The organism is Pseudomonas sp. BF-RE-25 (assembly GCF_019956105.1).
Classification (GTDB): domain Bacteria; phylum Pseudomonadota; class Gammaproteobacteria; order Pseudomonadales; family Pseudomonadaceae; genus Aquipseudomonas; species Aquipseudomonas migulae.
The window spans coordinates 87,134-111,950 of record NZ_JAHBDB010000009.1; the positions used below are offsets into that span (position 1 = coordinate 87,134).

The 24,817-nt window shown below is 60.5% G+C and carries 20 protein-coding genes and 1 pseudogene; 14 read left to right on the forward strand and 7 right to left on the reverse strand.

Annotated features, from left to right (window positions below; translation table 11 throughout):
* Window positions 1-311 precede the first annotated feature (311 nt).
* On the forward strand, window positions 312-716 hold the full coding sequence (locus KGB24_RS05095) for an acyl-CoA thioesterase (protein WP_007896491.1): 405 nt from the start codon (window positions 312-314) through the stop codon (window positions 714-716).
* A 57-nt stretch (window positions 717-773) separates the two neighbouring features.
* Complete coding sequence (locus tag KGB24_RS05100) at window positions 774-1,673, forward strand: D-hexose-6-phosphate mutarotase (RefSeq protein ID WP_223416438.1); 900 nt, start codon at window positions 774-776, stop codon at window positions 1,671-1,673.
* A 75-nt stretch (window positions 1,674-1,748) separates the two neighbouring features.
* Here the strand turns inward: KGB24_RS05100 and KGB24_RS05105 are convergent, their stop codons facing one another.
* From KGB24_RS05105 to KGB24_RS05125, 5 genes are all read right to left on the reverse strand, one after another.
* On the reverse strand, window positions 1,749-2,285 hold the full coding sequence (locus KGB24_RS05105) for a DUF3299 domain-containing protein (protein WP_223416501.1): 537 nt from the start codon (window positions 2,283-2,285) through the stop codon (window positions 1,749-1,751).
* An 87-nt stretch (window positions 2,286-2,372) separates the two neighbouring features.
* Window positions 2,373-2,618 carry a GlsB/YeaQ/YmgE family stress response membrane protein gene (locus KGB24_RS05110; RefSeq protein ID WP_008030708.1) on the reverse strand — a complete coding sequence of 82 codons (246 nt, stop codon included), beginning with the start codon at window positions 2,616-2,618 and terminating at the stop codon, window positions 2,373-2,375.
* 110 nt (window positions 2,619-2,728) lie between these two features.
* Entirely contained in the window at window positions 2,729-3,811 is a 1,083-nt protein-coding gene (locus KGB24_RS05115) for a 5-(carboxyamino)imidazole ribonucleotide synthase (RefSeq protein WP_008030711.1), read from the reverse strand.
* A gap of 11 nt (window positions 3,812-3,822) precedes the next feature.
* A complete protein-coding gene (gene purE / locus KGB24_RS05120) occupies window positions 3,823-4,314 on the reverse strand; it encodes a 5-(carboxyamino)imidazole ribonucleotide mutase (protein ID WP_008030713.1) in 492 nt (163 codons plus the stop codon).
* A 299-nt stretch (window positions 4,315-4,613) separates the two neighbouring features.
* Window positions 4,614-5,531: a LysR substrate-binding domain-containing protein gene (locus tag KGB24_RS05125; protein ID WP_223416502.1), complete on the reverse strand. Its 918-nt coding sequence runs from the start codon at window positions 5,529-5,531 to the stop codon at window positions 4,614-4,616.
* 180 nt (window positions 5,532-5,711) lie between these two features.
* Here KGB24_RS05125 and aspA point away from each other — a divergent pair, with 180 nt between their 5' ends.
* The 7 genes and pseudogenes from aspA to KGB24_RS05160 all read left to right on the forward strand — a co-directional run bounded on the left by aspA (window position 5,712) and on the right by KGB24_RS05160 (window position 18,517).
* Entirely contained in the window at window positions 5,712-7,136 is a 1,425-nt protein-coding gene (aspA, locus tag KGB24_RS05130) for an aspartate ammonia-lyase (protein ID WP_008030715.1), read from the forward strand.
* A 513-nt stretch (window positions 7,137-7,649) separates the two neighbouring features.
* Window positions 7,650-9,101, forward strand: a complete 1,452-nt coding sequence (locus tag KGB24_RS05135; RefSeq protein ID WP_008030716.1) for an alanine/glycine:cation symporter family protein — start codon at window positions 7,650-7,652, stop codon at window positions 9,099-9,101.
* Between the two features lie 141 nt (window positions 9,102-9,242).
* Window positions 9,243-10,247, forward strand: coding sequence for an asparaginase (locus tag KGB24_RS05140; protein WP_223416503.1), 1,005 nt, complete (start codon window positions 9,243-9,245; stop codon window positions 10,245-10,247).
* 144 nt (window positions 10,248-10,391) lie between these two features.
* Complete coding sequence (locus KGB24_RS05145) at window positions 10,392-11,384, forward strand: AraC family transcriptional regulator (protein WP_223416504.1); 993 nt, start codon at window positions 10,392-10,394, stop codon at window positions 11,382-11,384.
* 239 nt (window positions 11,385-11,623) lie between these two features.
* A complete protein-coding gene (locus tag KGB24_RS05150; RefSeq protein ID WP_223416505.1) occupies window positions 11,624-12,661 on the forward strand; it encodes a histone deacetylase family protein in 1,038 nt (345 codons plus the stop codon).
* A gap of 5 nt (window positions 12,662-12,666) precedes the next feature.
* Window positions 12,667-13,767 carry a polyamine ABC transporter substrate-binding protein gene (locus KGB24_RS05155; RefSeq protein ID WP_008038136.1) on the forward strand — a complete coding sequence of 367 codons (1,101 nt, stop codon included), beginning with the start codon at window positions 12,667-12,669 and terminating at the stop codon, window positions 13,765-13,767.
* 152 nt (window positions 13,768-13,919) lie between these two features.
* Window positions 13,920-18,517 (forward strand): annotated as a pseudogene (locus KGB24_RS05160) (dermonecrotic toxin domain-containing protein).
* A gap of 28 nt (window positions 18,518-18,545) precedes the next feature.
* Here the strand turns inward: KGB24_RS05160 and KGB24_RS05165 are convergent.
* On the reverse strand, window positions 18,546-20,096 hold the full coding sequence (locus tag KGB24_RS05165; protein ID WP_223416506.1) for a PLP-dependent aminotransferase family protein: 1,551 nt from the start codon (window positions 20,094-20,096) through the stop codon (window positions 18,546-18,548).
* A 90-nt stretch (window positions 20,097-20,186) separates the two neighbouring features.
* On the opposite strand from KGB24_RS05165, the gene KGB24_RS05170 reads away from it, so the two are divergent.
* Genes KGB24_RS05170 through KGB24_RS05180 form a run of 3 tightly spaced genes read left to right on the forward strand, consistent with a single transcriptional unit; the run spans window position 20,187 to window position 21,955 of the window.
* Window positions 20,187-20,810 (forward strand): FMN-binding negative transcriptional regulator, encoded by a 624-nt coding sequence (locus tag KGB24_RS05170; protein WP_223416507.1) that lies wholly within the window; start codon window positions 20,187-20,189, stop codon window positions 20,808-20,810.
* Window positions 20,811-20,819: 9 nt separating this feature from the next.
* A complete protein-coding gene (locus KGB24_RS05175) occupies window positions 20,820-21,266 on the forward strand; it encodes a GNAT family N-acetyltransferase (protein WP_223416508.1) in 447 nt (148 codons plus the stop codon).
* Between the two features lie 17 nt (window positions 21,267-21,283).
* Entirely contained in the window at window positions 21,284-21,955 is a 672-nt protein-coding gene (locus KGB24_RS05180) for a GNAT family N-acetyltransferase (protein ID WP_008030727.1), read from the forward strand.
* 122 nt (window positions 21,956-22,077) lie between these two features.
* Here the strand turns inward: KGB24_RS05180 and KGB24_RS05185 are convergent, their stop codons facing one another.
* Window positions 22,078-22,977 (reverse strand): homocysteine S-methyltransferase family protein, encoded by a 900-nt coding sequence (locus KGB24_RS05185; protein WP_223416509.1) that lies wholly within the window; start codon window positions 22,975-22,977, stop codon window positions 22,078-22,080.
* A 112-nt stretch (window positions 22,978-23,089) separates the two neighbouring features.
* On the opposite strand from KGB24_RS05185, the gene KGB24_RS05190 reads away from it, so the two are divergent.
* The gene (locus KGB24_RS05190; RefSeq protein ID WP_008038142.1) at window positions 23,090-23,911 is read left to right on the forward strand and encodes an ABC transporter substrate-binding protein; all 822 of its coding nucleotides are present in this window, start codon (window positions 23,090-23,092) and stop codon (window positions 23,909-23,911) included.
* Window positions 23,908-24,744, forward strand: coding sequence for an amino acid ABC transporter permease (locus tag KGB24_RS05195; RefSeq protein WP_223416510.1), 837 nt, complete (start codon window positions 23,908-23,910; stop codon window positions 24,742-24,744). The genes KGB24_RS05190 and KGB24_RS05195 overlap by 4 nt, the downstream gene beginning before the upstream one ends.
* Window positions 24,745-24,817: the final 73 nt, after the last annotated feature.

The window sequence follows — 24,817 nt, forward strand, 5'->3', positions numbered from 1 at the left end:
GGCTTGGGCAGGTCCGGCACGATAGCAAATTGTTCGAAAAAGCACATAGAGGTGCGTATTTGACGGTCAAAATGAGAACCGGACGGTCGTCTCGGAGTCTACCGACCGATATACTCGGGATCTTGCAACAGTTTGAAAGGGTTGCTGTGCGAAGACGCTGCTGGCCTACCAGTCGATTTCGCAGAGTTTCCCTTTAGGCGCCTTACGAAAAACGTGACGAACGTAGTATGTTCGGGGCTGAATCGTTTTTTCTGAGACGGCTATTCACCTGAAGTACCAATGAAGAGTCACGGGTCAGAGGCACCCCCGGAATGATAGAGCTCGAACAAGAAGATCCAATCCCGCAAGGCGACCTGGCCCTGCAAATCACCGCGCTTCCGCGTGAAACCAACGGTTTCGGCGATATTTTCGGCGGCTGGCTGGTGGCGCAGATGGATTTGGCCGGCACCGCAATGGCCAGCAAAGTCGCGGGCGGACGCGTGGCGACCGTGGCGATCGACCGTATGGCGTTCCTGGTTCCGGTGGCGGTGGGCGCTCAGCTCTCCTTCTATACCCAGGCGCTAGAAATCGGCCGCAGCTCGATTCAGATGATGGTCGAGGTCTGGAGCGACGATCCACTGTCCAGCGAGTGGCGTAAAGTGACTGAAGCCGTGTTTGTGTTCGTGGCCATCGACGGCAGCGGTCGCACCCGTTCGGTTCCGCCACGCGCACGTTAAACACGGCGAGCGTTTTGCGGTCCATTGCAGTCATTGTTCCTGATCGAGAATTGCCCCATGAGCACGCCCAACGTTGAAGCCGTGAAGCTGGATGAACTGAACTGCTGGCGCATCCGCCACGGTCAGGCCGAATTGCTGGTCGCCCAGCAAGGTGCGCACATCCTCAGTTATCAATTGGCCGGCCAACCGCCGCTGATCTGGCTCAACGACGAGGCTGTGTTCAAGACCGGCAAGAACATCCGCGCCGGCGTGCCGGTGTGCTGGCCGTGGTTCGGCAACCTTGCGCGCAACCCGCAGAGCGTTCAGGCGATGCGCGTCGGCAACGAACCGCCGAGTGCCCACGGTTTTGTACGGGCGATGGACTGGGAACTGGGCGGCATCGAAACCGAAGGTGAAAGCCTGAAGGTTGAGTTCGTCCTGCCCTACCCCGATGGCGGCTTCCCCGGCTGGCCGCATCAGGTGGACTTGAAGTTGAGCATTCGTCTGGATGAGCAACTGCACATCAGCCTGACCAGCCACAATCAGGGCTCGGAAAAAGTCACGATCAGCCAGGCGCTGCACAGCTATTTCGCGGTCAGCGATGTGCGCAATGTGCATGTTGATGGGCTGGATGGCTTGAAGTACATCGAGACGCTGGAAGACTGGAAAACCAAGACTCAGACCGGCGACCTGCGTTTTGCCGGCGAGACCGATCGCATCTACCTCAATACCCCGGCGAAGCTGAGCATTGTCGACCCGGCCTGGGAACGGCGCATCGAGCTGACCAGCAGTGGTTCGCGCTCGGCAGTGATCTGGAACCCGTGGATTGATCGCGCGGTGGCGTTCAGCGACATGGCCGATGATGGCTGGCAACGGATGCTGTGCATCGAGACGGCGAATGTGATGGATGATGTGGTGACGCTGGCGCCGGGTGCGAGTCATACCCTCGGCGTAAGCATCGCCAGCACCCCGCTGTAAAACTGTAGGAGCCGGCTTGCCGGCGATGGCGTTCTCAAGATCGCTATCGCCGGCAAGCCGGCTCCTACAATGTTTTTACAAATCCGATTCCTTCACCACCCGCACTTGCGCCGCATCCAGCGCATACGCCGCATCAGCCAGGTCGTTGTTGACCTTCTCGATCTTCAACGTGCCGGTCACCCACAGCGGCGTGTAGATATCATTGAGCTTCAACCCTTTCGGATAACGCACCAGCACCAACTGGTTAGGCGGCGGTGGCGGCACGTGGATGCAGGCGCCCGGATACGGCACGAGGAAGAACAGCGTGCTGCGGCCCTTGGCGTCGGACTCCAGCGGCACCGGATAACCACCGATGCGGATGTTCTTGTCGTTCATCGACGGCACGGTCTTGGTCGAGTACATCACCGCCGGCAAGCCCTTGCTCTGCTTCATGCCACCCTTTTCGGTAAAGGTGCCATTGGCTTCGGGGGAGTTGTGATCGATTTCGGGCATGGCCTCGAGGGCTTTCTGGTCCGACTTGGGCATCAGTTCGAGCCAGTCGGTTTCCGGCAGTTCGCCGGCTTGGGCAAGGCCCGAACCCAGTAAAAGGACAGTCAATAGAAGACGGCGCATGGAGGTGCTCGGTAAAGGAAGGACGATAAGTCGCCGAGCATTCTAGTCCTCTCGGACTGCGCAGCCGAGAGGACTTTGTCGCCTGAATCAGTTCTTTTTGATCAAGCCGTAGATCACCAGCAACACCACGGCGCCGACCAGCGCACCGATGAAGCCCGCGCCTTGACCGGCCTGGTAGATGCCCAGGGCCTGACCGCCGTAAGTGGCCGCCAGCGAACCGCCGATACCGAGCAGGATGGTCATGATCCAGCCCATGCTGTCATCGCCCGGTTTCAGGAACCGCGCGAGCAGGCCGACGATCAAGCCGATAAAGATGGTTCCGATAATTCCCATGGCATTTCCCTCTGATTGGATGGCTATGCCAAAGCCTAGTCAGACTTTGGCATCCTGCCATGAGAGAACGGCGGCCCCTGAATGGTTCCGCCGCTGCCACATGAAACTATTTATTCGGCGATGAGGGCTTCGACCTTGAGGATCTGTGCCGCCAGCGTCTCGCGGTCCGCGCAACGCAGGTTGGCGTGACCAACCTTGCGGCCGACCTTGAACGCCTTGCCGTAGTGATGCAGATGGCAATCGGCGATGGCCAGGACCTTCTCGGTGTCCGGCACTTTACCGATGAAGTTGAGCATCGCGCTCTCGCCGACCTTGGCGGTCGAACCCAACGGCAGGCCGGCTACGGCGCGCAGGTGGTTTTCGAACTGGCTGCACTCGGCGCCTTCAGTGGTCCAGTGCCCGGAGTTGTGCACGCGCGGGGCGATCTCGTTGGCCTTGAGGCCACCGTCGACTTCAAAGAACTCGAACGCCATCACGCCAACGTAGTTCAACTGCTTGAGCACACGACTGGAGTAGTCTTCGGCCAAGGCTTGCAGCGGGTGGTCGGTGCTGGCCACGGACAGCTTGAGGATGCCGCTGTCGTGGGTGTTGTGAACCAGCGGGTAGAACTTCGTTTCGCCATCGCGGGCGCGCACGGCGATCAGCGACACTTCGCCGGTGAACGGCACGAAGCCTTCCAGCAGGCAGGCAACGCTGCCCAGTTCAGCGAAGGTGCCCACCACGTCTTCAGCAGTGCGCAGGACTTTCTGGCCCTTGCCGTCGTAACCCAGGGTGCGGGTTTTCAGCACGGCCGGCAGACCGATGGAGGCCACGGCGGCGTCCAGATCGGCTTGCGACTGGATGTCGGCGAACGCCGGGGTCGGAATCCCCAGGTCCTTGAACATGCTCTTCTCGAACCAGCGGTCACGGGCGATGCGCAGGGCTTCGGCGCTCGGGTAGACCGGAACGAATTGCGACAGGAACGCCACGGTTTCAGCCGGGACGCTCTCGAACTCGAAGGTCACCAGATCGACTTCATCGGCCAGTTGGCGCAGGTGATCCTGATCGCCGTAATCGGCCCGCAGGTGTTCGCCCAACGCGGCTGCGCAAGCATCCGGCGCGGGGTCCAGGAAAGCGAAGTTCATGCCCAGCGGAGTGCCCGCCAGCGCCAACATGCGACCCAACTGGCCGCCACCGATTACACCGATCTTCATCGTCAACAACCTCAGGCGATGCGTGGGTCTGGATTGTCCAGGACGCTGTCTGTCTGCTCAGCGCGGAAAGTCTTCAGCACTTCGTGGAACTGCGGGTGCTTGGCGCCGAGGATGCTCGCCGACAGCAGCGCGGCGTTGATCGCGCCGGCCTTGCCGATGGCCAAAGTGGCAACCGGAATGCCTGCTGGCATTTGCACGATAGACAGCAGCGAATCGACGCCCGAGAGCATCGCCGACTGCACCGGCACGCCCAGCACCGGCAGGTGGGTCTTGGCCGCACACATGCCTGGCAAGTGGGCCGCGCCACCGGCACCGGCGATGATCACCTCGATGCCACGCGCCTCGGCCTCTTCGGCGTACTGGAACAGCAGGTCCGGGGTGCGGTGGGCAGAGACCACTTTCACCTCGTAAGGGATGCCGAGCTTTTCCAGCATATCGGCGGTGTGGCTAAGGGTGGACCAATCGGACTTGGAGCCCATGATCACGCCAACCAGTGCACTCATCGTCGTGCCTCTTCTCTCTGGGCGCCCGCAGGCGCGTCAAAAAACAACAAGCCACGCAAAATGCGTGGCTTGATTGTACGAAAAATGGCCGGTCGTAACCGGCCGAAGGCCGCGCAGTATACCTCAATGAAGCAGATAAACAGCCCCCGATGCGACCATCTGTCATACAGCGCAAAACCCCGGTTTTATTGACTCGAAGGTCAATCCCCAATCCCTTGTAGGAGCCAGCTTGCTGGCGATCAATGCGACGCGGTTTTTACTGACACACCGCGTTGCCTGGATCGCCGGCAAGCCGGCTCCTACAGTCCGGTGGGGGGCTGGGCGGCGCCGCCTTCGAGTTTGCGCCATAGCAACCGCACGTTGGCCTTGCGCACCAGTGCGCAGCGATACAGGCGAATTTCCAGCGGCACATGCCATTGCGGGCCGCCGCAGACCACCAGTTCACCGCGGGCCAGTTCGGCACGCACGCTGAGTTGCGGTACCCAGGCGATGCCCAACCCTTCCAGCGCCATGCTTTTCAGGCTGTCGGCCATGGCGGTTTCATACACCGTGGTAAACCGCAGTGCACGCTGGCGCAGCAAGCCGTTTACCGAACGCCCGAGAAAGGCGCCGGCGCTGTAGGCGAGCAACGGAACGCTGGCTTCGCCTTCCAGATCGAACAGCGGCTTGCCGTCGGCATCTGCTGCGCACACCGGCAACATTTCCGTGTGCCCAAGGTGCAGCGACGGGAAAATTTCCGGGTCCATCTGCATCGCGGCGTCCGGGTCGTAGAAGGCCAACATCAAGTCGCAACCGCCTTCGCGCAAGGCATGCACCGCGTCGCCAACGTTGGTCGCCACCAACCGCGTGGCGATGTTCAGCCCTTCGTTGCGCAATTGCGCGATCCAGCGCGGAAAGAAACCCAAAGCCAAGGAGTGTGCGGCAGCGACCTGCATCACTTCGCCCTGCCCGCCTTCCAGGTGATGAAGGTGGCGCAGCACTTCGCCGAGCTGTTCGACCACGGTCCGCGCGGTGACGAGGAACAACTGCCCCGCCGCCGTCAGCTCGATCGGCGTGCGCGAACGATTGACCAGTTGCAGCCCCAGCGCGGCCTCAAGGCTGCGGATCCGTCGGCTGAACGCCGGCTGCGTCACGAAGCGGCGTTCGGCAGCCTGGGAGAAGCTGCGGGTGGCGGCCAGAGCACTAAAGTCCTCAAGCCATTTGCTTTCCAGATTCATCAAGTCCTCCCGGACACGCACCAATTTAGGTCACACGTTCGCCGCAGACACGGCGTCACACGGGCATTATGCCGAATATGCATAGGCCAGTGTTTAACAGCATTGGCCGAAAATTCTCTACAAGCCTAGCATTTGCGGTGTTCCGGCACAGACCGGGTCCATATTGAGATGATTTCTATCATGTCCTCCGCTGCATCATTCCGCACAGAAAATGACCTGCTTGGCGCTCTCGAAGTACCGGCTCAAGCGTATTACGGCATCCAGACCCTGCGAGCGGTGAATAACTTCCGCCTTTCGGGCGTTCCGATTTCGCACTACCCGAAACTGGTTGTCGGCCTGGCCATGGTTAAACAGGCCGCTGCTGACGCCAACCGTGAGTTGGGTCACCTGAGCGAAGCCAAGCACGCTGCCATCAGCGAAGCCTGTGCACGTTTGATCCGTGGCGACTTCCACGAAGAGTTCGTGGTGGACATGATTCAAGGCGGCGCTGGCACTTCGACCAACATGAATGCCAACGAAGTCATCGCCAACATCGCGCTGGAGGCCATGGGTCACCAGAAAGGCGAATACCAGTACCTGCACCCGAACGACGACGTGAACATGGCGCAGTCGACCAACGACGCCTACCCGACCGCGATCCGCCTGGGTCTGCTGCTGGGTCACGACGCTCTGCTGGCCAGCCTCGACAGCCTGATTCAGGCATTCGCGGCCAAGGGTCAAGAGTTCAACCACGTCCTGAAGATGGGTCGTACCCAGTTGCAAGACGCCGTGCCGATGACCCTGGGTCAAGAGTTCCGTGCTTTCGCCACCACGATGGGCGAAGACCTGGCCCGTCTGAAGACGCTGGCCCCGGAACTGCTGACCGAAGTGAACCTGGGCGGCACCGCGATCGGCACCGGCATCAACGCCGACCCGCGTTATCAGGCCCTGGCCGTACAGCGTCTGGCCCTGATCAGCGGTCAACCGCTGGTTCCAGCCGCCGACCTGATCGAAGCCACCTCCGACATGGGCGCCTTCGTGCTGTTCTCCGGCATGCTCAAGCGTACCGCGGTCAAACTGTCGAAGATCTGCAACGACCTGCGCCTGCTGTCCAGCGGCCCACGCACCGGCATCAACGAGATCAACCTGCCGGCGCGTCAGCCAGGCAGCTCGATCATGCCAGGCAAGGTCAACCCGGTGATCCCGGAAGCCGTGAACCAGGTTGCGTTCCAGGTCATCGGTAACGATCTGGCGCTGACCATGGCAGCCGAAGGCGGCCAACTGCAACTGAACGTGATGGAGCCGCTGATCGCTTTCAAGATCCTCGACTCGATCCGCCTGCTGCAACGCGCCATGGACATGCTGCGCGAGCACTGCATCGTCGGCATCACCGCCAACGAAGCGCGCTGCCGTGAACTGGTCGAGCACTCGATCGGTCTGGTCACCGCACTGAACCCGTACATCGGCTACAAAAACGCCACCCGCATCGCCCGTATCGCCCTTGAAAGCGGCCGTGGCGTGCTGGAACTGGTGCGCGAAGAAGGCTTGCTCGACGAAGAAATGCTCGCCGACATCCTGCGCCCGGAAAACATGATTGCTCCGCGTCTGGTTCCGCTTAAAGCCTGAACCGACGCGTTACTTGTAGCACCGCTCACCAGGTCGAGGGACTAGACACCTCTCACCTTTTGAGGGCTTGGGGATTTACTCCCCAGGCCCTTTTTTTTAACTCTTTTGCAACAACTCAGAATCTGTAGGAGCGAGCCTGCTCGCGAAGATCGTTAACGATAACGCTGTTCATCTGATGCCCTGTGGTGTCCTTGCGTTTTTCGCGAGCAGGCTCGCTCCTACAAGAGCCCGACGCCGGTAACGTCGGGTGTTTCAAAGGCTTCGCTTCACCGAATGCACCACAATCGTGCAGACGGACGGCACTGTCATCGGTATAGTGCCGCCCCTCTTCGCGTGAGCGGTCGTCGGTAACGAGGCCCAAACCCATGCGAAACCCGAACTAATAACAAACCCGCAATATGAAATCGGGACGAACCTTCGCCTCGCCTGTTGTGCCGTGCGCACAGCGGTGTAACGCGATGTTTCCGACCGTCCAGCATTTGCCTACACAAAAAAAACAGCGAGGAATAATCCATGCTCGAAGTCATTAACGACTTCCTCTCAGGGAAAGTACTGATCGTGCTCATTGTCGGGCTCGGTAGCTACTTCACGATCCGCTCGCGTTTCGTTCAATTGCGTCACTTCTTCCACATGTTCGCGGTGTTCCGCGACAGCCTCAAAAGCAGCGCCGGTCAACTCAGCTCCTTCCAGGCCCTGATGCTCAGCCTCGCCGGCCGCGTCGGTGCGGGCAACATCGCAGGTGTCGGCATTGCCGTGACCCTCGGCGGGCCAGGTGCGGTGTTCTGGATGTGGGTGACCGCACTGGTCGGCATGTCCAGCAGCTTCTTCGAATGCTCCCTCGGCCAGCTCTACAAACGCGCCGACGCCGACGGCACTTACCGTGGCGGCCCGTCCTATTACATCCAGCACGGCCTGCAGAAACGCTGGTTGGGCATGATCATGGCGTTCCTGCTGCTGATCACCTTCGGGTTTGCCTTCAACGGCCTGCAATCCCACGCCGTGACTCACTCGCTGAACAACGCGTTCGGCTTCGACACCACCTGGACCGGTCTGGCCCTGGCGGTGTTGCTGGGCCTGGTGTTCATCGGCGGGATCAAGCGCATCGCCAAGGTCGCTGACCTGTTGGTGCCGGTGAAAACCCTGGTGTACATCGGCGTGACCATCTACGTGATCGTGCTGCAATTCGACCACGTACCGGCGATGCTGATGACTATCGTCAAAAGCGCGTTCGGTCTGGACCAGGCCTTCGGTGGCCTGATCGGCAGCGCCATCGTCATGGGCGTGAAGCGTGGCGTGTTCGCCAACGAAGCAGGCCTGGGCAGTGCACCGAACGTAGCGGCCGTGGCGTCGGTTGAACACCCGGTGTCACAAGGCGTGGTTCAGGCGTTCAGCGTGTTCCTCGATACCTTTGTAATCTGCACCTGTACCGCGTTGCTGATCCTGCTTTCGGGTTTCTACACTCCGGGCTTCGAAGGCGACGGCATTGCCCTGACCCAGAACTCTCTGGCCGCCGTGGTCGGTGACTGGGGCCGGATGTTCATCTCCGTGGCACTGGCGCTGTTCGTGTTCACCTCGATTCTCTACAACTACTACCTGGGCGAGAGCAACCTGCGCTTCCTGATCGGTGAAAACCGCAAGGCGCTGATCGGCTACCGCGCGCTGGTACTGGTGTTGATTTTCTGGGGGGCGATCGAGAATCTCGGCACGGTGTTCGCGTTTGCCGACATCACCATGACCCTGCTCGCGTTCGTGAACCTGATCGCGCTGTTCCTGCTGTTCAAGGTCGGCATGCGTATCCTGCGTGACTACGATGACCAGCGCGCTGCCGGCATCAAGACCCCAGTGTTCGATTCGAGCAAGTTCCCGGACCTGGACCTGGACCTGAACGCCTGGCCAGCCAACCCGCCAGCTGCTGCCACCAAGGCTGAAGCTGAAGCGCAAGGCATACCCGCAGCGCAACGCTGATCGGTTAAAGTGCGAAAAACCCTGTAGGAGTGAGCCCGCTCGCGATGAGGGCGTGTCAGGCGACATTAATGCTGGCTGATAGACCGCTATCGCGAGCAGGCTCACTCCCACAGAGGAACTCATCGTTCTCGGAGCATCTCCATGAATTCCTCGACCTACCCTGCCGCCCAGCACGTCATGGTGCTCTACACCGGCGGCACCATCGGCATGCAAGCCAGCGAACACGGCCTGGCTCCGGCCTCCGGTTTCGAAGCGCGGATGCGTGAATACCTGCACAGTCAGCCTGAGCTGGTGGTGCCGCAGTGGCGCTTTCGCGAGATGTCGCCGCTGATCGACAGCGCCAACATGTCCCCGGCCTATTGGCAGCAACTGCGTGAAGCAGTGGTCGATGCCGTCGACGCTCAGGGCTGCGACAGCGTGCTGATCCTGCACGGCACCGACACCCTCGCCTACAGCGCGGCGGCCATGAGCTTTCAATTGCTCGGCCTGAATGCGCGGGTGTGCTTCACCGGCTCGATGTTGCCGGCCGGCGTGACCGACAGCGATGCCTGGGAAAACCTCGGTGGTGCCCTGGTTGCTTTGGGCCAAGGTCTGGCGCCGGGTGTGCATCTGTACTTCCACGGCGAGCTGCTGGCGCCAACCCGCTGCGCCAAGGTGCGCAGTTTCGGTCGGCATCCGTTCAAGCGCCTGGAGCGCCAAGGCGGCGGAGCGAAGGCCCCGTCACTGCCAGCAGCGTTGAACTACAACCAGAGCAAGCAACTGGCGAAAGTCGCTGTATTGCCGCTGTTCCCCGGCATTGGCGCCGAGCAACTGGATGGCGTGCTGAACAGCGGCATTCAGGGCCTGGTGCTGGAGTGCTACGGCAGCGGCACCGGGCCGAGCGACAACCCCGAGTTTCTCGCCGCGCTTTCGCGGGCACGGGACAACGGCGTGGTGGTAGTCGCGGTGACGCAGTGCCATGAAGGTGGCGTTGAGCTGGACGTTTACGAGGCCGGCAGCCGCTTGCGTGGTGTCGGTGTATTGTCCGGTGGCGGCATGACCCGTGAGGCGGCGTTCGGCAAGTTGCATGGGTTGCTGGGGGCTGGTCTGGACACCACTGAAGTGCGCCGCCTCGTCGAACTCGACCTCTGCGGCGAACTCACCTGACCTTGTAGGAGCCGGCTTGCTGGCGATCCAGTCGACGCGGTGTGTCAGGCAGACCGCGTCGCATGAATCGCCAGCAAGCCGGCTCCTACAAGTGCTCGGCATGTAATTTGCTGCGTTCCAGCCATCCCAAGGCTGGAAGCCGCCATGCTGCACTCCCACCTCACCACTCTCAATGCAGTCTCCCTGGTGCTCAACGCCTTCAAGGCCGAAGGCCTGTCCAACGACGCCTTGCTCGCCGGCAGCGGTATCAGTGCAGCGGACTTGAACCGTGCCGACACGCGCATCACCACCAACCAGGAAATGCAGGTCTGCGCCAACGCGGTCGCGCTCAAGCGTGACATCGGCCTGGAGCTGGGTCGGCGCATGCACGTTTCCTGCTACGGGATGCTCGGTTATGCGCTGCTCACCAGTGCCACCTTCGGTGACGCTTTGCGCCTGGCGATACGTTTTCCGGCGCTGTTGGGAACACTTTTCGAGCTGAGCCTGGAGGACGACGGCGAACGCATCTGGTTCGTCGCCGCCGACTACCGGGAGAGCCCGTCGATGGCGGTGTTCAATGCCGAGTTCTGCCTGGTGTCATTGAAAGTCACCTGCGACGACCTGCTCGGTCACCCGCTGCCGTTGATCGCCGCGCGCTTCGAACATGCCGCGCCGGACTATCAAGCGACCTACGCCGCACACTTCAACTGCCCGCTGCACTTCGAAGCGCGGGACAACGCCTTTGCCTTCGACAAGCGCTGGCTCGACCAACCCCTGCCGCTCGCGGATGTCATCACCCATCAGGCCATGGCCGAACGCTGCCGCAAGCAGAACCTTGAGTTCACCGGACGTCAGGCGTGGCTGGGGCGGATTCGCCAGTTGCTCAGCGCGCAATTGAATGCCGCTCCGGGGCTGGAAGGGTTGGCCGAGCAGATGAATTGCTCGGCGCGGACATTGCGTCGGCACCTCAAGGATCTGGGGTGCAGTTATCAGGAGTTGCTGGATGAGCTGCGATTCGAGCAGGCCAAGCAACTGCTCTGCGAAGACCAGATGCCGATCTACCGGATCGCCGAAGTGCTGGGTTTCAGCGAGACCGCGAGCTTCCGCCATGCCTTTGTGCGCTGGAGCGGCGTGGCGCCCAGCCAGTTCCGCCCGTAACACAAACCTTGTAGGAGCCGGCTTGCTGGCGATCCAGACAACTCGGTCTGTCAGTCAGACCGCGTCGACTGGATCGCCAGCAAGCCGGCTCCTACAGGACCGTCCTCATGCCAACAAGGGGCGAATTTCGGTCAACTATTTTGGCCACATCGATCCCCTTTTGGCCTTTCCTGCCGTTCTCCGAATCGCCATCCGCCGCAAGACTGTGTTCAACCGAATCAGCCTGCGGAGAACAAGAAATGCTGACGATCTACTCGGACGATCACCACCTGCACCACGGCCGTTGTGAATTGATAGACGGGCAACTCAAGCCCTGCTTCGAAATGCCCTCGCGCGCCGACCATGTGCTGTCACGGGTGCAAAACCAGAAGCTCGGCCCGGTAGAAGCGCCGAAGGATTTCGGCCTCGACCCGATCGCACGCATTCACAGCCGCGACTACCTCGACTTCTTCAAAGGCGCCTGGGCACGCTGGACCGAGTTCAACACCGACGGCGACTTGCTGCCTTACACCTGGCCGGCTCGTACCTTGCGCCGCATCAAACCCACCAGCCTGCACGGCGAACTGGGTTATTACAGCTTCGACGGCGGCGCCCCGATCACCGCCGGCACCTGGCAAGCCGCGTACAGCGCAGCCCAAGTGGCGCTCACCGCCCAGGCCGAAATCCAGCGTGGCGCGCGCAGTGCCTTCGCGTTGTGCCGCCCACCGGGACACCATGCGGCCAGCGACTTGATGGGCGGTTATTGCTACCTCAACAACGCCGCCATCGCCGCTCAGGCGTTCCTCGATCAGGGCCACAAGAAAGTCGCGATCCTCGACGTCGATTACCACCACGGCAACGGCACCCAATCGATTTTCTATGAGCGCAGCGACGTGCTGTTCACCTCGATCCACGGCCATCCGGAAGCCGAGTTTCCGTTCTTCCTCGGTTATGAAGACGAGCTGGGCGAAGGCGCGGGCGAAGGCTTCAACTTCAACTACCCGTTGCCCGCCGGCAGCGGTTGGGATGTCTGGAGCGCAGCGCTGGAACAAGCCTGCAAAGAGATCGAAAAGTACGGCGCCGAGATCGTCGTCGTGTCCCTGGGCGTCGATACGTTCAAGGACGATCCGATCTCCCAGTTCAAGCTCGACAGCCCGGATTACCTGGCGATGGGCGAGCGCATCGCCAAGCTGGGCGTGCCAACCCTGTTCGTGATGGAAGGCGGTTACGCAGTCGAAGAAATCGGCATCAATGCCGTGAACGTTCTTGAAGGTTTTGAAAGCGCCCAAGGGAAATAACAACAATGAACACACTCAAGCGTTTCATCGTGCCCGCGCTCTGCGCCACGGTGCTCAGCGGGGCCGCTCACGCCGAAGAGCGCACGTTGCGCGTCTACAACTGGTTCGACTACATCACCCCCAAAGCGCTGGAAGACTTCAAGGCGCAGAACACCCAGACCAAGCTGATCTACGACATTTTCGACACCAACGAAGCGCTGGAAGCCAAGCTGCTGACCGGCAACTCCGGTTACGACGCGGTGGTGCCGTCCAACGTGTTCCTCGCCAAGCAGATCGAGGCCGGTGTTTTCCAACCGCTGGACCGCAGCAAACTGCCGAACTGGAACCACCTCGATCCGAAGCTGATGAAGCTGATCGAAGCCAACGACCCCGGCAACAAATTCGCCGTGCCGTACATGTACGGGACCATCCTGATCGGCTTCAACCCGGACAAGGTCAAAGCCGCGCTGGGCGCCGACGCGCCGGTTGATAGCTGGGACCTGATCTTCAAGGAAGAGAACATCAGCAAGCTCAAGCAGTGCGGCGTTGCCCTGCTCGATTCGCCGTCGGAAATCCTGCCGCTGGCCCTGCAACACCTCGGCCTGGACCCCAACAGCAAGAAGCCGGCGGACTACGAAAAGGCTGAAGCGCTGCTGATGAAAATCCGGCCTTACGTCACGTACTTCCACTCCTCCAAATACATGGCCGACATCGCCAACGGTGACATCTGCGTCGCGGTCGGTTATTCCGGCAGCTTCTCCCAGGCGGCCAACCGCGCCAAGGAAGCGAAGAACGGGGTGACCGTCGACATGCGCCTGCCGAAAGAAGGTGCGCCGATCTGGTTCGACATGCTCGCGATTCCGAAGGGCGCGAAGAACACCGAGGACGCCTACACCTTCATCAACTACCTGCTGCAACCGCAGGTGATCGCGCCGGTCAGTGACTTCGTCGGTTACCCGAACCCGAACAAGGACGCCACGGAACTGGTCGACCCGGCGATCCGCAACAACCCGAACCTGTACCCGACCGAAACGGCCATGGCCACGCTTTACACCCTGCAACCGCTGCCGCGTGATGCCGAACGTGCACGCACGCGGGCCTGGACCAAAATCAAGTCGGGGACCTGAAGCCCTTCCTGAAAAACGAAGACCCGCCGTGATGCGGGTCTTTTTTTGCCTGCGATATTTATGTACCGCCAGACACCTGAGCCCGCCCGATACCGTCCCCTGATCCAGCGCTGCGCAATCAACAACAGCGCACCCTCAATCAGGAGACGACCATGTCCGATACCCTTTCCCCGAGTGCAGAAAATGTACTGACCCAACTGGTCACCGGCCCCTCGATCAGAGAGGTTGCAGCGACTGCATTGGCGCCTGCACTCAACGCGCTCTACCCGCACTTGAAGATTGATCCGACGCTCGCCACGGTCGTCACTCCGACCTGGCTCAATACCGGCAGCGAGGTCGTGCCGGGCAATGACCTGTATGAATCGCTCACCGATGTGTTGGTGCGGCTCGGGTTGTCGGGTTCGACGGTGACGTTCATCGATGGCGAGCATTTCCTGACCCTGCAACCGGGCGTTGCACCGCCGGCTCAACTGCCCGTGAACATCACGGCCATCGGTTCACTGATTAATACGCTCGCACCGCAGCTGTTCATCGCCTACCAGCAACAGCAACTGGATTACTGGAATCAACAGACAAGCCCTTCGACCCCGCGCTGGCATCAGCTCTCGCAGGCGCTGCAGGACATCTGGAACCTCGACGAGGCCACCGATTGGGATGCCGATCAAAAAGCAATGGCCCTTGCCGTGTTCACTCATCCGGACCGGGCCACACGGCGCGCGCAGGACAAGTACCTGACCAAGGCCTGCCTGATCGACACCGAACACGTTGAAAGCGCGCAGAGCAAACATCTGCGGGTTCTGGATATCGCGGTGTTTGTGGGCACGTTGGGCACCCGAACACTGGTGCTGACCCACTCGATTACCGAAGGGTTCAGGCGTTACGACTCTGTTGCGGCGCTGGGCGAAACATTGTTTGCAAACCCTGGGGCGTCAAGCACCGGGCAGACCCTGCAATGGCGCCTGTATGAACCCGAGGGCAATTTCTTTCATCAACAGGCGTGTGCACTGATCGCACTCGAAGCCGAAGCCATCGGTGCCTTCAATACATTCCAGAGCGCTATGCCAACCAGATTTTCACCGCAAATCAGCGCGGCGGCGAAGAGCTTCACTGAGTTTGAAGCCCTGCCTTCGTCGCGCTTCAACCAGGTTCAGGGATTACTAACAGGCTGGCTGAGCAACGCATCGTCAGCGGACCTGACCCGCTACAGCCGACACCTGATGGACCTAGCGCAGTTGCGGGAGCAGGACGCGGGAAAAACCTTCGACGAAGGCATCGCTTCACTGCCGGAATTTACCCTGCAAACCCTGCGAGAGCAGATGATCAAGGATCATCCAACGGCAGCGGACCTGAATCTGAAGGACATTCAAATCAGCATCACCAGCGTCATCGTGCTGGGCGCTGTCGTGGTCCCCGGCAAGACGCAGACCGTTACGTTGTCGCTGATCGAATTGGCACTGCAAAACCTGATTGCCGTTCCGTTGGGCAACAAAACGGTGCAGTACAAAAACGGCGACCCTGTGCCCGTCTGGATGACAGCCGTTTACCTGGAAAAACTCGTGACCCAGGTCGATATCGGCGCGGTTTACCCGGCGCTGATCAAGCGCAAGTTGCTGGATGACTCGCGAGAATCGTTGCGCCGACAAACGCTCTACACGCGTCATCTGCGCACCCAGTTGCCCTTGCAGGCGCTGCAACACAAGATGCGCGGCGAAGCCGGCATTGATGAACAAGGCTACCAATTCGTCAACGCAGCCCTGCAGCAAGGCGCGGCCGACCGCCGAGTGAACGGGCACGAGATTGTCATTCGCCCGCTGGCTTTTATCAGCAGTGAAAGCGCCGACAGCAAGGGCGACGAAGTTGCCAATATGTTCGTCATCGGCCCGCGCTCCACTGATCAGGGACCGTGCCTGCTCTACCGGCCATTGCTCGTGCCCTCACTGACGCAGTACCCGAACGAAGCCAATCTGCTGTACGCGATCAAGCATGAAAAACCCCTTCGCCAATCGGTCCTGGCGTGGCTGGCCGACGACGTGCGCTTCAACTATTCCCAGTACGTGTTTTCCGGTGAGTTGCCTTCGGTCTGGACCCTGACCCAATTGCTGGTCGATCCCACTTCAGCGCTGGGCAAGATGGGCGCGGTGTCGCTCAGTGCAGCAGCCCTTGATGATGATTCACTGGCGCCGCTGTTCAAAGCCAATGCCAACGCCATGATCACCTTGGCTGACCGCCAATCGGTGTCCAATGCGCAAGCTCGCTGGGAAACGCTCAAGCACGGTGCATGGATGCTGTTCAACGTCGCCTTGCCCTTCCTCGGGCGCACTGCCGGGGTTGCCGCGTGGATCTGGCAGATCATGGACGACTTGCAGGGAATCACCGATGCCGCAGAAAGCGAAGACAGTCAGCTCGCCTGGTCTGCCGTGACCGATTTGCTGTTAACGCTCGGCATGGTACTGGCTCATCGGGCTGCGGCTCGCCATAAACCGGTCTCGCGGTTGGCCGAGAAACTCGAGCCGTCACCGGTCACACCGCCCCTCAAGCCTGCGCAGAAAATCACGGTCACTCGCCTGCCCGACCTTAATCAACTGCCTCACACCCATGAGACGTCTTTGCACGCTGCCGCCACGCTGCCGCCACGCTGCCGCCTGTAGCGTTGGGCACCTTGCTGGATGAGCTGGCCATCGCCGAACCCAAGGGAATGGCCGTCGCCTCCAGCGCGGCCGGCCCTCACCAACACCTCAATTCACTTAACGGAAAATGGTATGCGAAGGTCGGCCAGCGATGGTTCGAAGTCACCCTCAACGACAATAACGACGTGCAGATCATTGACTCACGCCAGTCCCCCCCGCGCACCGGGCCGTTGCTGATCAAGAACGCCAGCGGCGAATGGTTTATCGATACGCGGTTGAGGCTGCGGGGCGGGGGCAAGGAAAAGCAACGCCTGGTGCAGCAAAACAAGCAGCACCAGGCGGAACTGAAACAGCAAATGATCGCGTTCGAAAGCCAGGTCAAAAGCCGGGAAACAGAACTCAAGGACGCTGAAAAAAACGCGAAGGCACCGAACGCCACCACCACCCATCGCCGCTTGTACCTTGAAATGCTCGACGCGCAGATGTCATTCATCAGCGCCAACATTGAACAGATGAAAGCGTTCAATGCTCGCGAAGCCATTCCCAATTTCCGAAAAGCGATGATCAGTCGTCTGGATTTCCAGCTATCGCTGCTGGAGAAATGGTTCGACCACCAGCGCCCTGTTTTCGACAATCAAATGCGTCTCTCTCTCAATCTTCTCGACACACTACCAACGGAAAACACGCAGGCCGCCCGACAGACCTTTCAACACATGAGCGATCTGACCGAGAGCTACATCAACAAAATCGAATTTGCGCAATCGCGCTTCGAGCAACTGAACCTGCTCGGCAAAGAAGCCGTGGAAGTGATCCGTGACGTCAAGGCCAACATGCCGACGTTCGATTTACAGGACCTCAAACTGTTCCAGATCACACTGGCCCAGGAATTGTGCCTCGCACCCTCGGTTGCGCTCACGCATGAAGCACGCCCGGCGCTGGAGAGCGTTGTCGAAAACGCAGCGCTCGCCATTCAGGCTTCACTGGATCTGGCCGCTGACGAAGGCGTGTTGCGCTTGCCGGGGCGAATAGAGGGGCTCAGTGATCTGGTGGAGCAACTCACGGTCACCGATCAGCGCATCATCGACCTGCCCGGCGAGTTCCCCGGTCAGTTCCTGCAATCCGCGCTCGACCTGATGCGCAAACGCATCGACGCGTTTCAACAGCGCACCGTGAAGCACCTGGCGAACCTGCTGCGCGAGCGCCAGGCGCTCGAACCGCAACCTGGGCCTTCCCGTCTGCCGACCGCTCTTGCCAAACGCATCATCAAGACCCGTTACAACGGCACGGTGGTCGGCCAACTACGCGCCGATGCCGTGGCGGACGGATCAGAGCTGGTCGACGTAACCTCGACACTGACAGGCAAAGTCATCTCGACCTTTCATGAGAAAACCCCGGGTGTCTGGGTTGAACGAGTGGCCGCGAAGCCGGTTTCCCCTGTTGTCATCCGACCCGATTTGGGTACAAGCGTTGTTCAAGGTCAGGCAATGCTGGACGGGCTGGAGGCATTCATCCGCCGAACGGACGCCCATTCGAAAGGAGCGCGGCGAATTCCCGTGGAAATCGAGGAAATGTTCCATCAGCAGGCCCATCGACTGCAGGAGGCCGCCAAGGCAATCGACGAAGCGCTGATTTCCAGCAACGCCACCGATGACGGTCCGGGGTCTGCCGTGACACTGGTCAAGCAGCTGAATGACGGAGCAACCCGCCTCTACAGTCAGGGACGCGCAACGCGAATCGGCATGACAAAACTACAGCCGCCGACGGCCGAGCGGGTCCAGTGGCTGCAAAGCGAAGGTCAGGTCGACATCGTCAGGAACCCCGGCCGACGCTTGCTCAAAAGCCGAAAAAAAGACTTCCTCGAGGAATATGAGGTCCGTGACCACACCAGCAAAAATGTTCTGTGGTATGCACACTTTCACTATGCGCAGCCCGCGTCGCCTGTTCAGACGTTCACGGCGGCGCATCTGAAAACCGTGCAGCAACGGCTGCTGGGCGGCGCATCCGAAGCGCGCAGTGCGAATGACGATCTCCACGCAATTGCGATTTATCGCAGCGAAATCAGCCCACAACTGGCGACTGCACTGTTCTTCGCGAAGGTGCTGCCGTCGGCCTCAAAATCGTAAGTCTTGCGTCGGGGTGAGCCGTGGCCGCTTAACGGCGCCAGACCTTTTCCAGTCGCCCGAGTGCGGTGCTGATGGCCGCCTCGGGCACCGCCGCGAAACCCAGGACCAGCCCGGCACGCTGGTCCACCGGTTTCTGCGAGTCCGGCAACCAATAGCTGCTCAGCGCATTGATCTCGACATCGACGCTGGCGGCTTTTTCTATCAGTTCGTACTCGCGCACCTGTGAGTTGACCGCCACTGTCAGATGCAACCCTGCGGCGACACTCGGCAGGCTGCCGATGCCGGGGATGTTCTGCGGCCAGCCCGCCAGCAACGTATTGCGTCGACTCAGGGCAGCACGGCGCATGCGGCGGATGTGCCGCTGGAAATGCCCGGTGGCCATGAACTCGGCCATCACTGCCTGGGTGCTGACTTCGGAATGCCGGACGTCCACCGCTCGACGTTGAGAAAACGCCTGCACCAGAGCCGGCGGCAACACCAGATAACCCAGGCGCAACGCCGGGAATGCAACTTTGCCAAAGGTCCCGACGTACAAGACCCGGCCCTGCCGATCGAGTGCCGCCAACGGCGCCAGGGGTGCGCCGCTGTAACGGTATTCGCCATCGTAGTCGTCCTCGACGATCCAGCCTTGATTGCGCTCCGCCCAAGCGAGTAATTCAAGACGCCGCGCCAGGCTCATTACCACGCCGGTCGGGTATTGATGCGAAGGCGTGACATAGGCCAGTCGACAATCGCTGAGCCGGGCCAGTTCGGTGCAGTCGATGCCCTCGCCGTCCACCGCCACCCCATGCAATTTCGCCCCGGCCACGGCGAACGCATGACCTGCCGCCCGATACCCCGGATTTTCAATCGCCACCCCGTCGCCCGGCTCCACCAGCAGCTGTGCACAAAGGCTAATCCCCTGCTGTGCGCCGCTGGTGATCACTATTTGCTCAGCCGTGCACTGCATCCCCCGCGAACTGCGCAAATAAGCGGCGATCAGGCCGCGCAAGCGCGCATCGCCCGCCGGATCGCCATAACACAGCTGCTGCAAATCCGGTTTACGCCAGAAAGCCGCATTCAGCTTGGCCCACACCTCGAAGGGAAACAGGTCGAACGCCGGAACGCCCACCCGAAAAGCCCGAGGCGGACCGCTGGGCGGCGTGGCCAAATGGTTCTTTTCAACGCGCCCCAGCGCTCCGCTGTGGATAACTTTACTGGATGAAACCACAGGTAAATCCAGCCAATTTGTGGATAAGGCTGTGGGTAACCCTGTTGACAACCCTGTGGATACTTTTGTGGATAGTTTTTTCGTGGGCAACGCCGCTTGAGGCAATTGCGCGACGTAAGTCCCGTCCCCGACACGTCCCTCGATGAAGCCTTCTGCGTAGAGCTGATCGTAGGCGCGAACCACGCTGTTGCGGGAAATCGCCAACGCCGCCGCCAAGTCCCGGCTGGCCGGCAATCGAGTGCCACTGGCCAATCGCCCGTCGAGCACCCGCAGGCGCAAGGCCTGATAGAGCTGACGACTAAGCCCCTGACGGCGGTCAAGTTCGATACCGGCGGGGTTGAACGACAGGGAAAGCGGCGCTTCGCTCATGGCAATGGACCTATGAAATTGGTCGTTAATGGCTCTTACAACAGACCAATAGCCTGCCTAGGATGGACGCATTCGCCAAGGAATTTTTCCATGTACAACCCCAGCGGCTTTGCCATCAAAGATTTGCATGAACTGCAGCAGCAGATACTCGACACGCGCCTGGCCGTGGTGATCACCCACGACGAGCAAGGCTTGCAAGCCAGTCACCTGCCGTTGTTGTTCAGCCCTGACCAAGGTCCGAATGGCACCCTGTACGGTCATTTCGCCCGGGCCAACCCGCAATGGAAGGCACTGCAAAACGGTGCCGAAGCGCTGGTCATTTTCGCCGGTGCCGACGCGTACATCAGCCCGGGCTTTTATCCGAGCAAAGCCGAGCACGGCAAAGTCGTACCGACCTGGAACTACGTCGCCGTGCACGCTTACGGCACCGCAGAGGTTTTCACCGACGCCGACCGCCTGCTTAACCTGGTCAGTGCGTTGACCGATCGCCATGAAGCCGGTCGCGCCCAACCATGGACAGTCGCTGACGCACCCGCCGACTACATCGACGGCATGCTCAAGGCCATCGTCGGGTTTGCCCTGCCGATCCAGCGCCTGGAAGGCAAACGCAAACTCAGCCAGAACCGCAGCACCGCAGACATCGCCGGTGTGCGCGAGGGGCTCGCCGCCAGCCCCGACGTGCACGACCAGGCCCTCGCCCACTTGATGCGCTAAGGATTGAACATGAGTCAGATTGAAATCCGCCAGGTCACCGCTGCTGATCACGCTGCGTGGCTGCCGTTGTGGCAAGCCTACCTGCGCTTCTACAACACCGAACTGCCTGAGGCTGTCACTGACAGCACGTGGCAACGCCTGCTCGACTCGAATGAACCGACTCATTCGGCATTGGCGTGGCGCGACGGCAAAGCGGTCGGCATGGTGAACTTCATCTACCATCGGTCGAACTGGAGCATCGAAAACTCCTGCTACCTGCAAGACCTGTTGGTAACACCCGAAACCCGCGGCACCGGCGTCGGCCGCAAACTGATCGAATTTGTCTACGCGACCGCCAAAGCGGACGGTTGCTGCAAGGTCCACTGGTTGACCCACGAAACCAACGCCACCGCGATCCAGCTCTACGAGCGCATCGCCGAGCGCCCTGGTTTCATCCAGTTCCGCAAAGCCCTTTAAGGTTCAAGGAGAACGACATGACGACTTCACTCGCAGACTGGAAAGGCGTCCCGGCGCCAACGGTGCAAACCATCGAAGGGCGCTTCATCCGCCTGGAAAAACTCGACCCGGCGCGCCATGGCGACGGTTTGTTCAAAGCCCTGCAAGGTCCGGGCGCCGACCCGAAACTCTGGGATTATTTGCCATACGGTCCTTTCCCGGAGCGCAGCGTTTTCAACGACTGGCTGAACAATCACGCGGCCAACAGCGACCCGTATTTCTTCAGCGTGATCGACCGTGCCAGCGGCGATGTGCAAGGCATTCTCAGTTTGATGTCGATCGTTCCGTCTCAGGGCCGTATTGAAATCGGCCACGTTACCTTCGGCGCGCCGATGCAGCGTTCGCCGAAAAGTACCGAGGCGGTGTATCTGCTGGCTAAAGAGTCGTTCGCGCTGGGCTACAGGCGTCTGGAGTGGAAGTGCAATAACGGCAACGCGCGTTCCAAGTACGCGGCGGAGCGGTTGGGGTTCAGTTTTGAAGGGGTGTTCCGCCAGCACATGGTGGTGAAGGGGCAGAACCGGGATACGGCCTGGTATTCGATTCTGGATTCGGAATGGCCGGTGGTTGGGGCGGGGTTTGAGCGATGGTTGAGTGATGAGAATCAGACGGGGTCGGGGCAGGTGAAAACTCTGGCGGAGTGTCGCGGGTAAATCAGCGGCGCCTCGACGGACGCCTTCGCGGGCAAGCCCCGCTCCTACAGGGTTTTAGGTCGACCACAATATTTGTGATCAACCCGATCCAATGTAGGAGCGAGGCTTGCCCGCGAATGGCATCACACCAATTTCTGGGCAAGCACCGCAATATGCTCCGGCCCAATCCCGCAGCACCCACCCAAATGGCTGGCACCGCGCTCTTTCCAGTCCGCCGCCCAATGCAGGTAGCCCGGCGGGTCCAGATCGTCGCGCAACGGGTCCAGACCGTCATTGGCCGTCGCCTCTTTCGGTTGCGGCGGGAAGGCATTGGCGTACGCGCCGATGTGAATCTTCACGCCCAGACGCTCGAACGTTGCCCGCGCCGCATCAATCGCCGCACCGATCACTTCCGGCTGGCTGCAGTTGAACAGCAACGTCTCGACGCCCAGCTGCGCAGCCACCGCAGCCGCTTCGGCCACAGGTTCGCCGGAACGCAAACGCGGGACTTCGTCCGTGTCCTCATCCTTCAAGGTAAACGACAGCCAGAACGGCTTGCCGTCCTTCGGCAGACCGGCGTGAATCGCTCGCGCTTCCACGATCGAGCTTTGGGTTTCCGCCAGCCACAGGTCGACATGCGGGGCCAGCCCCTCGACCAGCGGCGCGAGCAATTCCGTTACCCGAGCTGCATCGAACAAATCCGGACGATAGGAACCGAACAACGGCGGCAATGAACCCGCCACACGCACCGGTTTGCCCGCAGCGTCCACCGCACGCCTGGCCAACTCCCCGGCCAACGCCGCGAGGGCTCGACCCTCAGCCGCAAAACGTTCTTCGCCAATGTGAAAAGGCACCACCGCATAGCTGTTGCTGGTGATCACGTTCGCGCCGCTTTCGATATAAGCCGCATGCACCGCCTCCACGGCCTGCGGCGCTTCGCTCAAGGCCAGCGCCGACCATTCAGGCTGTCTGAATGGCGCACCCCGGCGTTGCAACTCACGACCCATGCCGCCATCCAGAATCACTGTGCTTGCTGCGCTCATATGCTTTTTACTCATATGCTTATGAAAATAACTCACTACCAGAGTCGTTCTTATAACTATTTAATACGCACCATCCGGTTAATAACAACCATTTTTTTATCAGGGGTCGACTGTGAAACTTCAACCACTACTGGCCCTGGGCCTGACGATTCTGGCTGCCTCCACCCAAGCCTTCGGCGGCGCCACGCTGGACCGCATCGAGCAAAAGAAAGAACTGGTCGGCGTGCTGATGGAAAGCTATCCGCCCTTCTCGTTCCTCAATGACCAGAACCAGCTCGACGGTTTCGACGTTGATGTGGCCAAAGCCGTGGCCAATAAACTCGGGGTCAAACTGCGCCTCGAAACACCTTCCTGGGATGTGATCGCTGCCGGCCGCTGGAGCGGACGCTACGACATTTGCATCTGCTCCATGACCCCGAGCAAGGCCCGCGCCGAAGTCTTTGATTTCCCGGTCGAGTACTACGCCTCACCCGCGGTGATCGTGGTCAACGCCAAGGACGACAGCATCCACAGCGCCAAGGACCTGAGCGGCAAGAAAGTCGGCCTCACCAGTGCTTCCAGCTACGAAAGCTACCTGAACAAAAACCTGGTGATCGAAGGCGCCGAAGACACGCAGTTGCAGTACCCATTTGAAAACGTGCAGATCGCCCCGTACGACACCGACAACGTGGCGTTCCAGGACTTGGGACTGGGCGCTGGCGTGCGACTGGATGCGGTCCTCACCAACCTGGTCACCGCGCAGCCGCGCCTGACCGAAGACAAACGCTTCAAGCTTGCCGGCGAACCGCTGTACTCGGAGCCGAACTCGGTGGCCATCGAAAAAGGCGATGCGCAGTGGGACGCCAAGGTGCGTGACGTCTTCGCGCAACTGAAACAGGACGGCACCCTGAGCAAGCTCTCGCAAAAATGGATCGGCGCCGACATCAGCAAATGACTTCCTTTCCCAACCCTCCTCAGCCGCCACAACCGGTGGCTGAGTCCCGGCTGCAAAGGATCTTCGGTTTCCGCACGCGGCTGTACCTGACCTGGGCGGCAATGCTGAGTCTGTTCGCCAGTTTCTTCCTGAGCTTCGACCTGAAGTTCTCGATCATCCTCGACAAGCTGCCCAACCTGATCGGCCTGCACCTGGCGCCGAACGGCTTTCTGCAAGGCGCGGCGCTGACCCTGTTTTTGTGCCTGTGCTCAATCGTCGCGTCGTCGCTGCTGGGCTTCATCACCGCCCTCGCACGGCTGTCGAAAAGCGCCGTGGCCTTCGGCATCGCAAGTTTCTACGCTTCGTTCTTTCGCGGCACTCCGCTGCTGATCCAGATCCTGCTGATCTACCTCGGCCTGCCGCAACTCGGCATCGTGCCGGGCGCCGTCGTCGCCGGCATCATCGCCCTGTCGCTGAACTACGGCGCCTACCTCAGCGAAATCTTCCGCGCCGGCATCCTCGGCGTCCCCCACGGCCAGCGCGAAGCCTCGCTGGCACTGGGCATGCGCGAAACCGTGATCTTCTGGCGCGTCACCCTGCCGCAAGCCATGCGCACCATCATCCCGCCGACCACCAATCAATTCATCTCTATGCTCAAAGACTCGTCACTGATCTCGGTGATGGGTGTTTGGGAGGTGATGTTTCTGGCGCAGTCGTATGGACGCTCGAGCTATCGCTATATCGAGATGCTGACGACGGCGGCGGTGATTTACTGGGTGATGTCGATTGGGTTGGAGCTGATTCAGGCGCGGATGGAGCGGCATTATGGGAAGGCGTATTTGAGTCGTAGCTAGGGAAGGATGCAGCTTTCGAACCTGCGCACCCCCCTTGTAGGAGCCGGCTTGCCGGCGATGGCTATCTCAAGGA

Coding starts and splice junctions, on each gene's coding strand:
- KGB24_RS05095 (WP_007896491.1), top strand. CDS start 312: ATGATAGAGCTCGAACAAGAAGATCCAATCCCGCAAGGCGACCTGGCC.
- KGB24_RS05100 (WP_223416438.1), top strand. CDS start 774: ATGAGCACGCCCAACGTTGAAGCCGTGAAGCTGGATGAACTGAACTGC.
- KGB24_RS05105 (WP_223416501.1), bottom strand. CDS start 2,285: ATGCGCCGTCTTCTATTGACTGTCCTTTTACTGGGTTCGGGCCTTGCC.
- KGB24_RS05110 (WP_008030708.1), bottom strand. CDS start 2,618: ATGGGAATTATCGGAACCATCTTTATCGGCTTGATCGTCGGCCTGCTC.
- KGB24_RS05115 (WP_008030711.1), bottom strand. CDS start 3,811: ATGAAGATCGGTGTAATCGGTGGCGGCCAGTTGGGTCGCATGTTGGCG.
- purE (WP_008030713.1), bottom strand. CDS start 4,314: ATGAGTGCACTGGTTGGCGTGATCATGGGCTCCAAGTCCGATTGGTCC.
- KGB24_RS05125 (WP_223416502.1), bottom strand. CDS start 5,531: ATGAATCTGGAAAGCAAATGGCTTGAGGACTTTAGTGCTCTGGCCGCC.
- aspA (WP_008030715.1), top strand. CDS start 5,712: ATGTCCTCCGCTGCATCATTCCGCACAGAAAATGACCTGCTTGGCGCT.
- KGB24_RS05135 (WP_008030716.1), top strand. CDS start 7,650: ATGCTCGAAGTCATTAACGACTTCCTCTCAGGGAAAGTACTGATCGTG.
- KGB24_RS05140 (WP_223416503.1), top strand. CDS start 9,243: ATGAATTCCTCGACCTACCCTGCCGCCCAGCACGTCATGGTGCTCTAC.
- KGB24_RS05145 (WP_223416504.1), top strand. CDS start 10,392: ATGCTGCACTCCCACCTCACCACTCTCAATGCAGTCTCCCTGGTGCTC.
- KGB24_RS05150 (WP_223416505.1), top strand. CDS start 11,624: ATGCTGACGATCTACTCGGACGATCACCACCTGCACCACGGCCGTTGT.
- KGB24_RS05155 (WP_008038136.1), top strand. CDS start 12,667: ATGAACACACTCAAGCGTTTCATCGTGCCCGCGCTCTGCGCCACGGTG.
- KGB24_RS05165 (WP_223416506.1), bottom strand. CDS start 20,096: ATGAGCGAAGCGCCGCTTTCCCTGTCGTTCAACCCCGCCGGTATCGAA.
- KGB24_RS05170 (WP_223416507.1), top strand. CDS start 20,187: ATGTACAACCCCAGCGGCTTTGCCATCAAAGATTTGCATGAACTGCAG.
- KGB24_RS05175 (WP_223416508.1), top strand. CDS start 20,820: ATGAGTCAGATTGAAATCCGCCAGGTCACCGCTGCTGATCACGCTGCG.
- KGB24_RS05180 (WP_008030727.1), top strand. CDS start 21,284: ATGACGACTTCACTCGCAGACTGGAAAGGCGTCCCGGCGCCAACGGTG.
- KGB24_RS05185 (WP_223416509.1), bottom strand. CDS start 22,977: ATGAGCGCAGCAAGCACAGTGATTCTGGATGGCGGCATGGGTCGTGAG.
- KGB24_RS05195 (WP_223416510.1), top strand. CDS start 23,908: ATGACTTCCTTTCCCAACCCTCCTCAGCCGCCACAACCGGTGGCTGAG.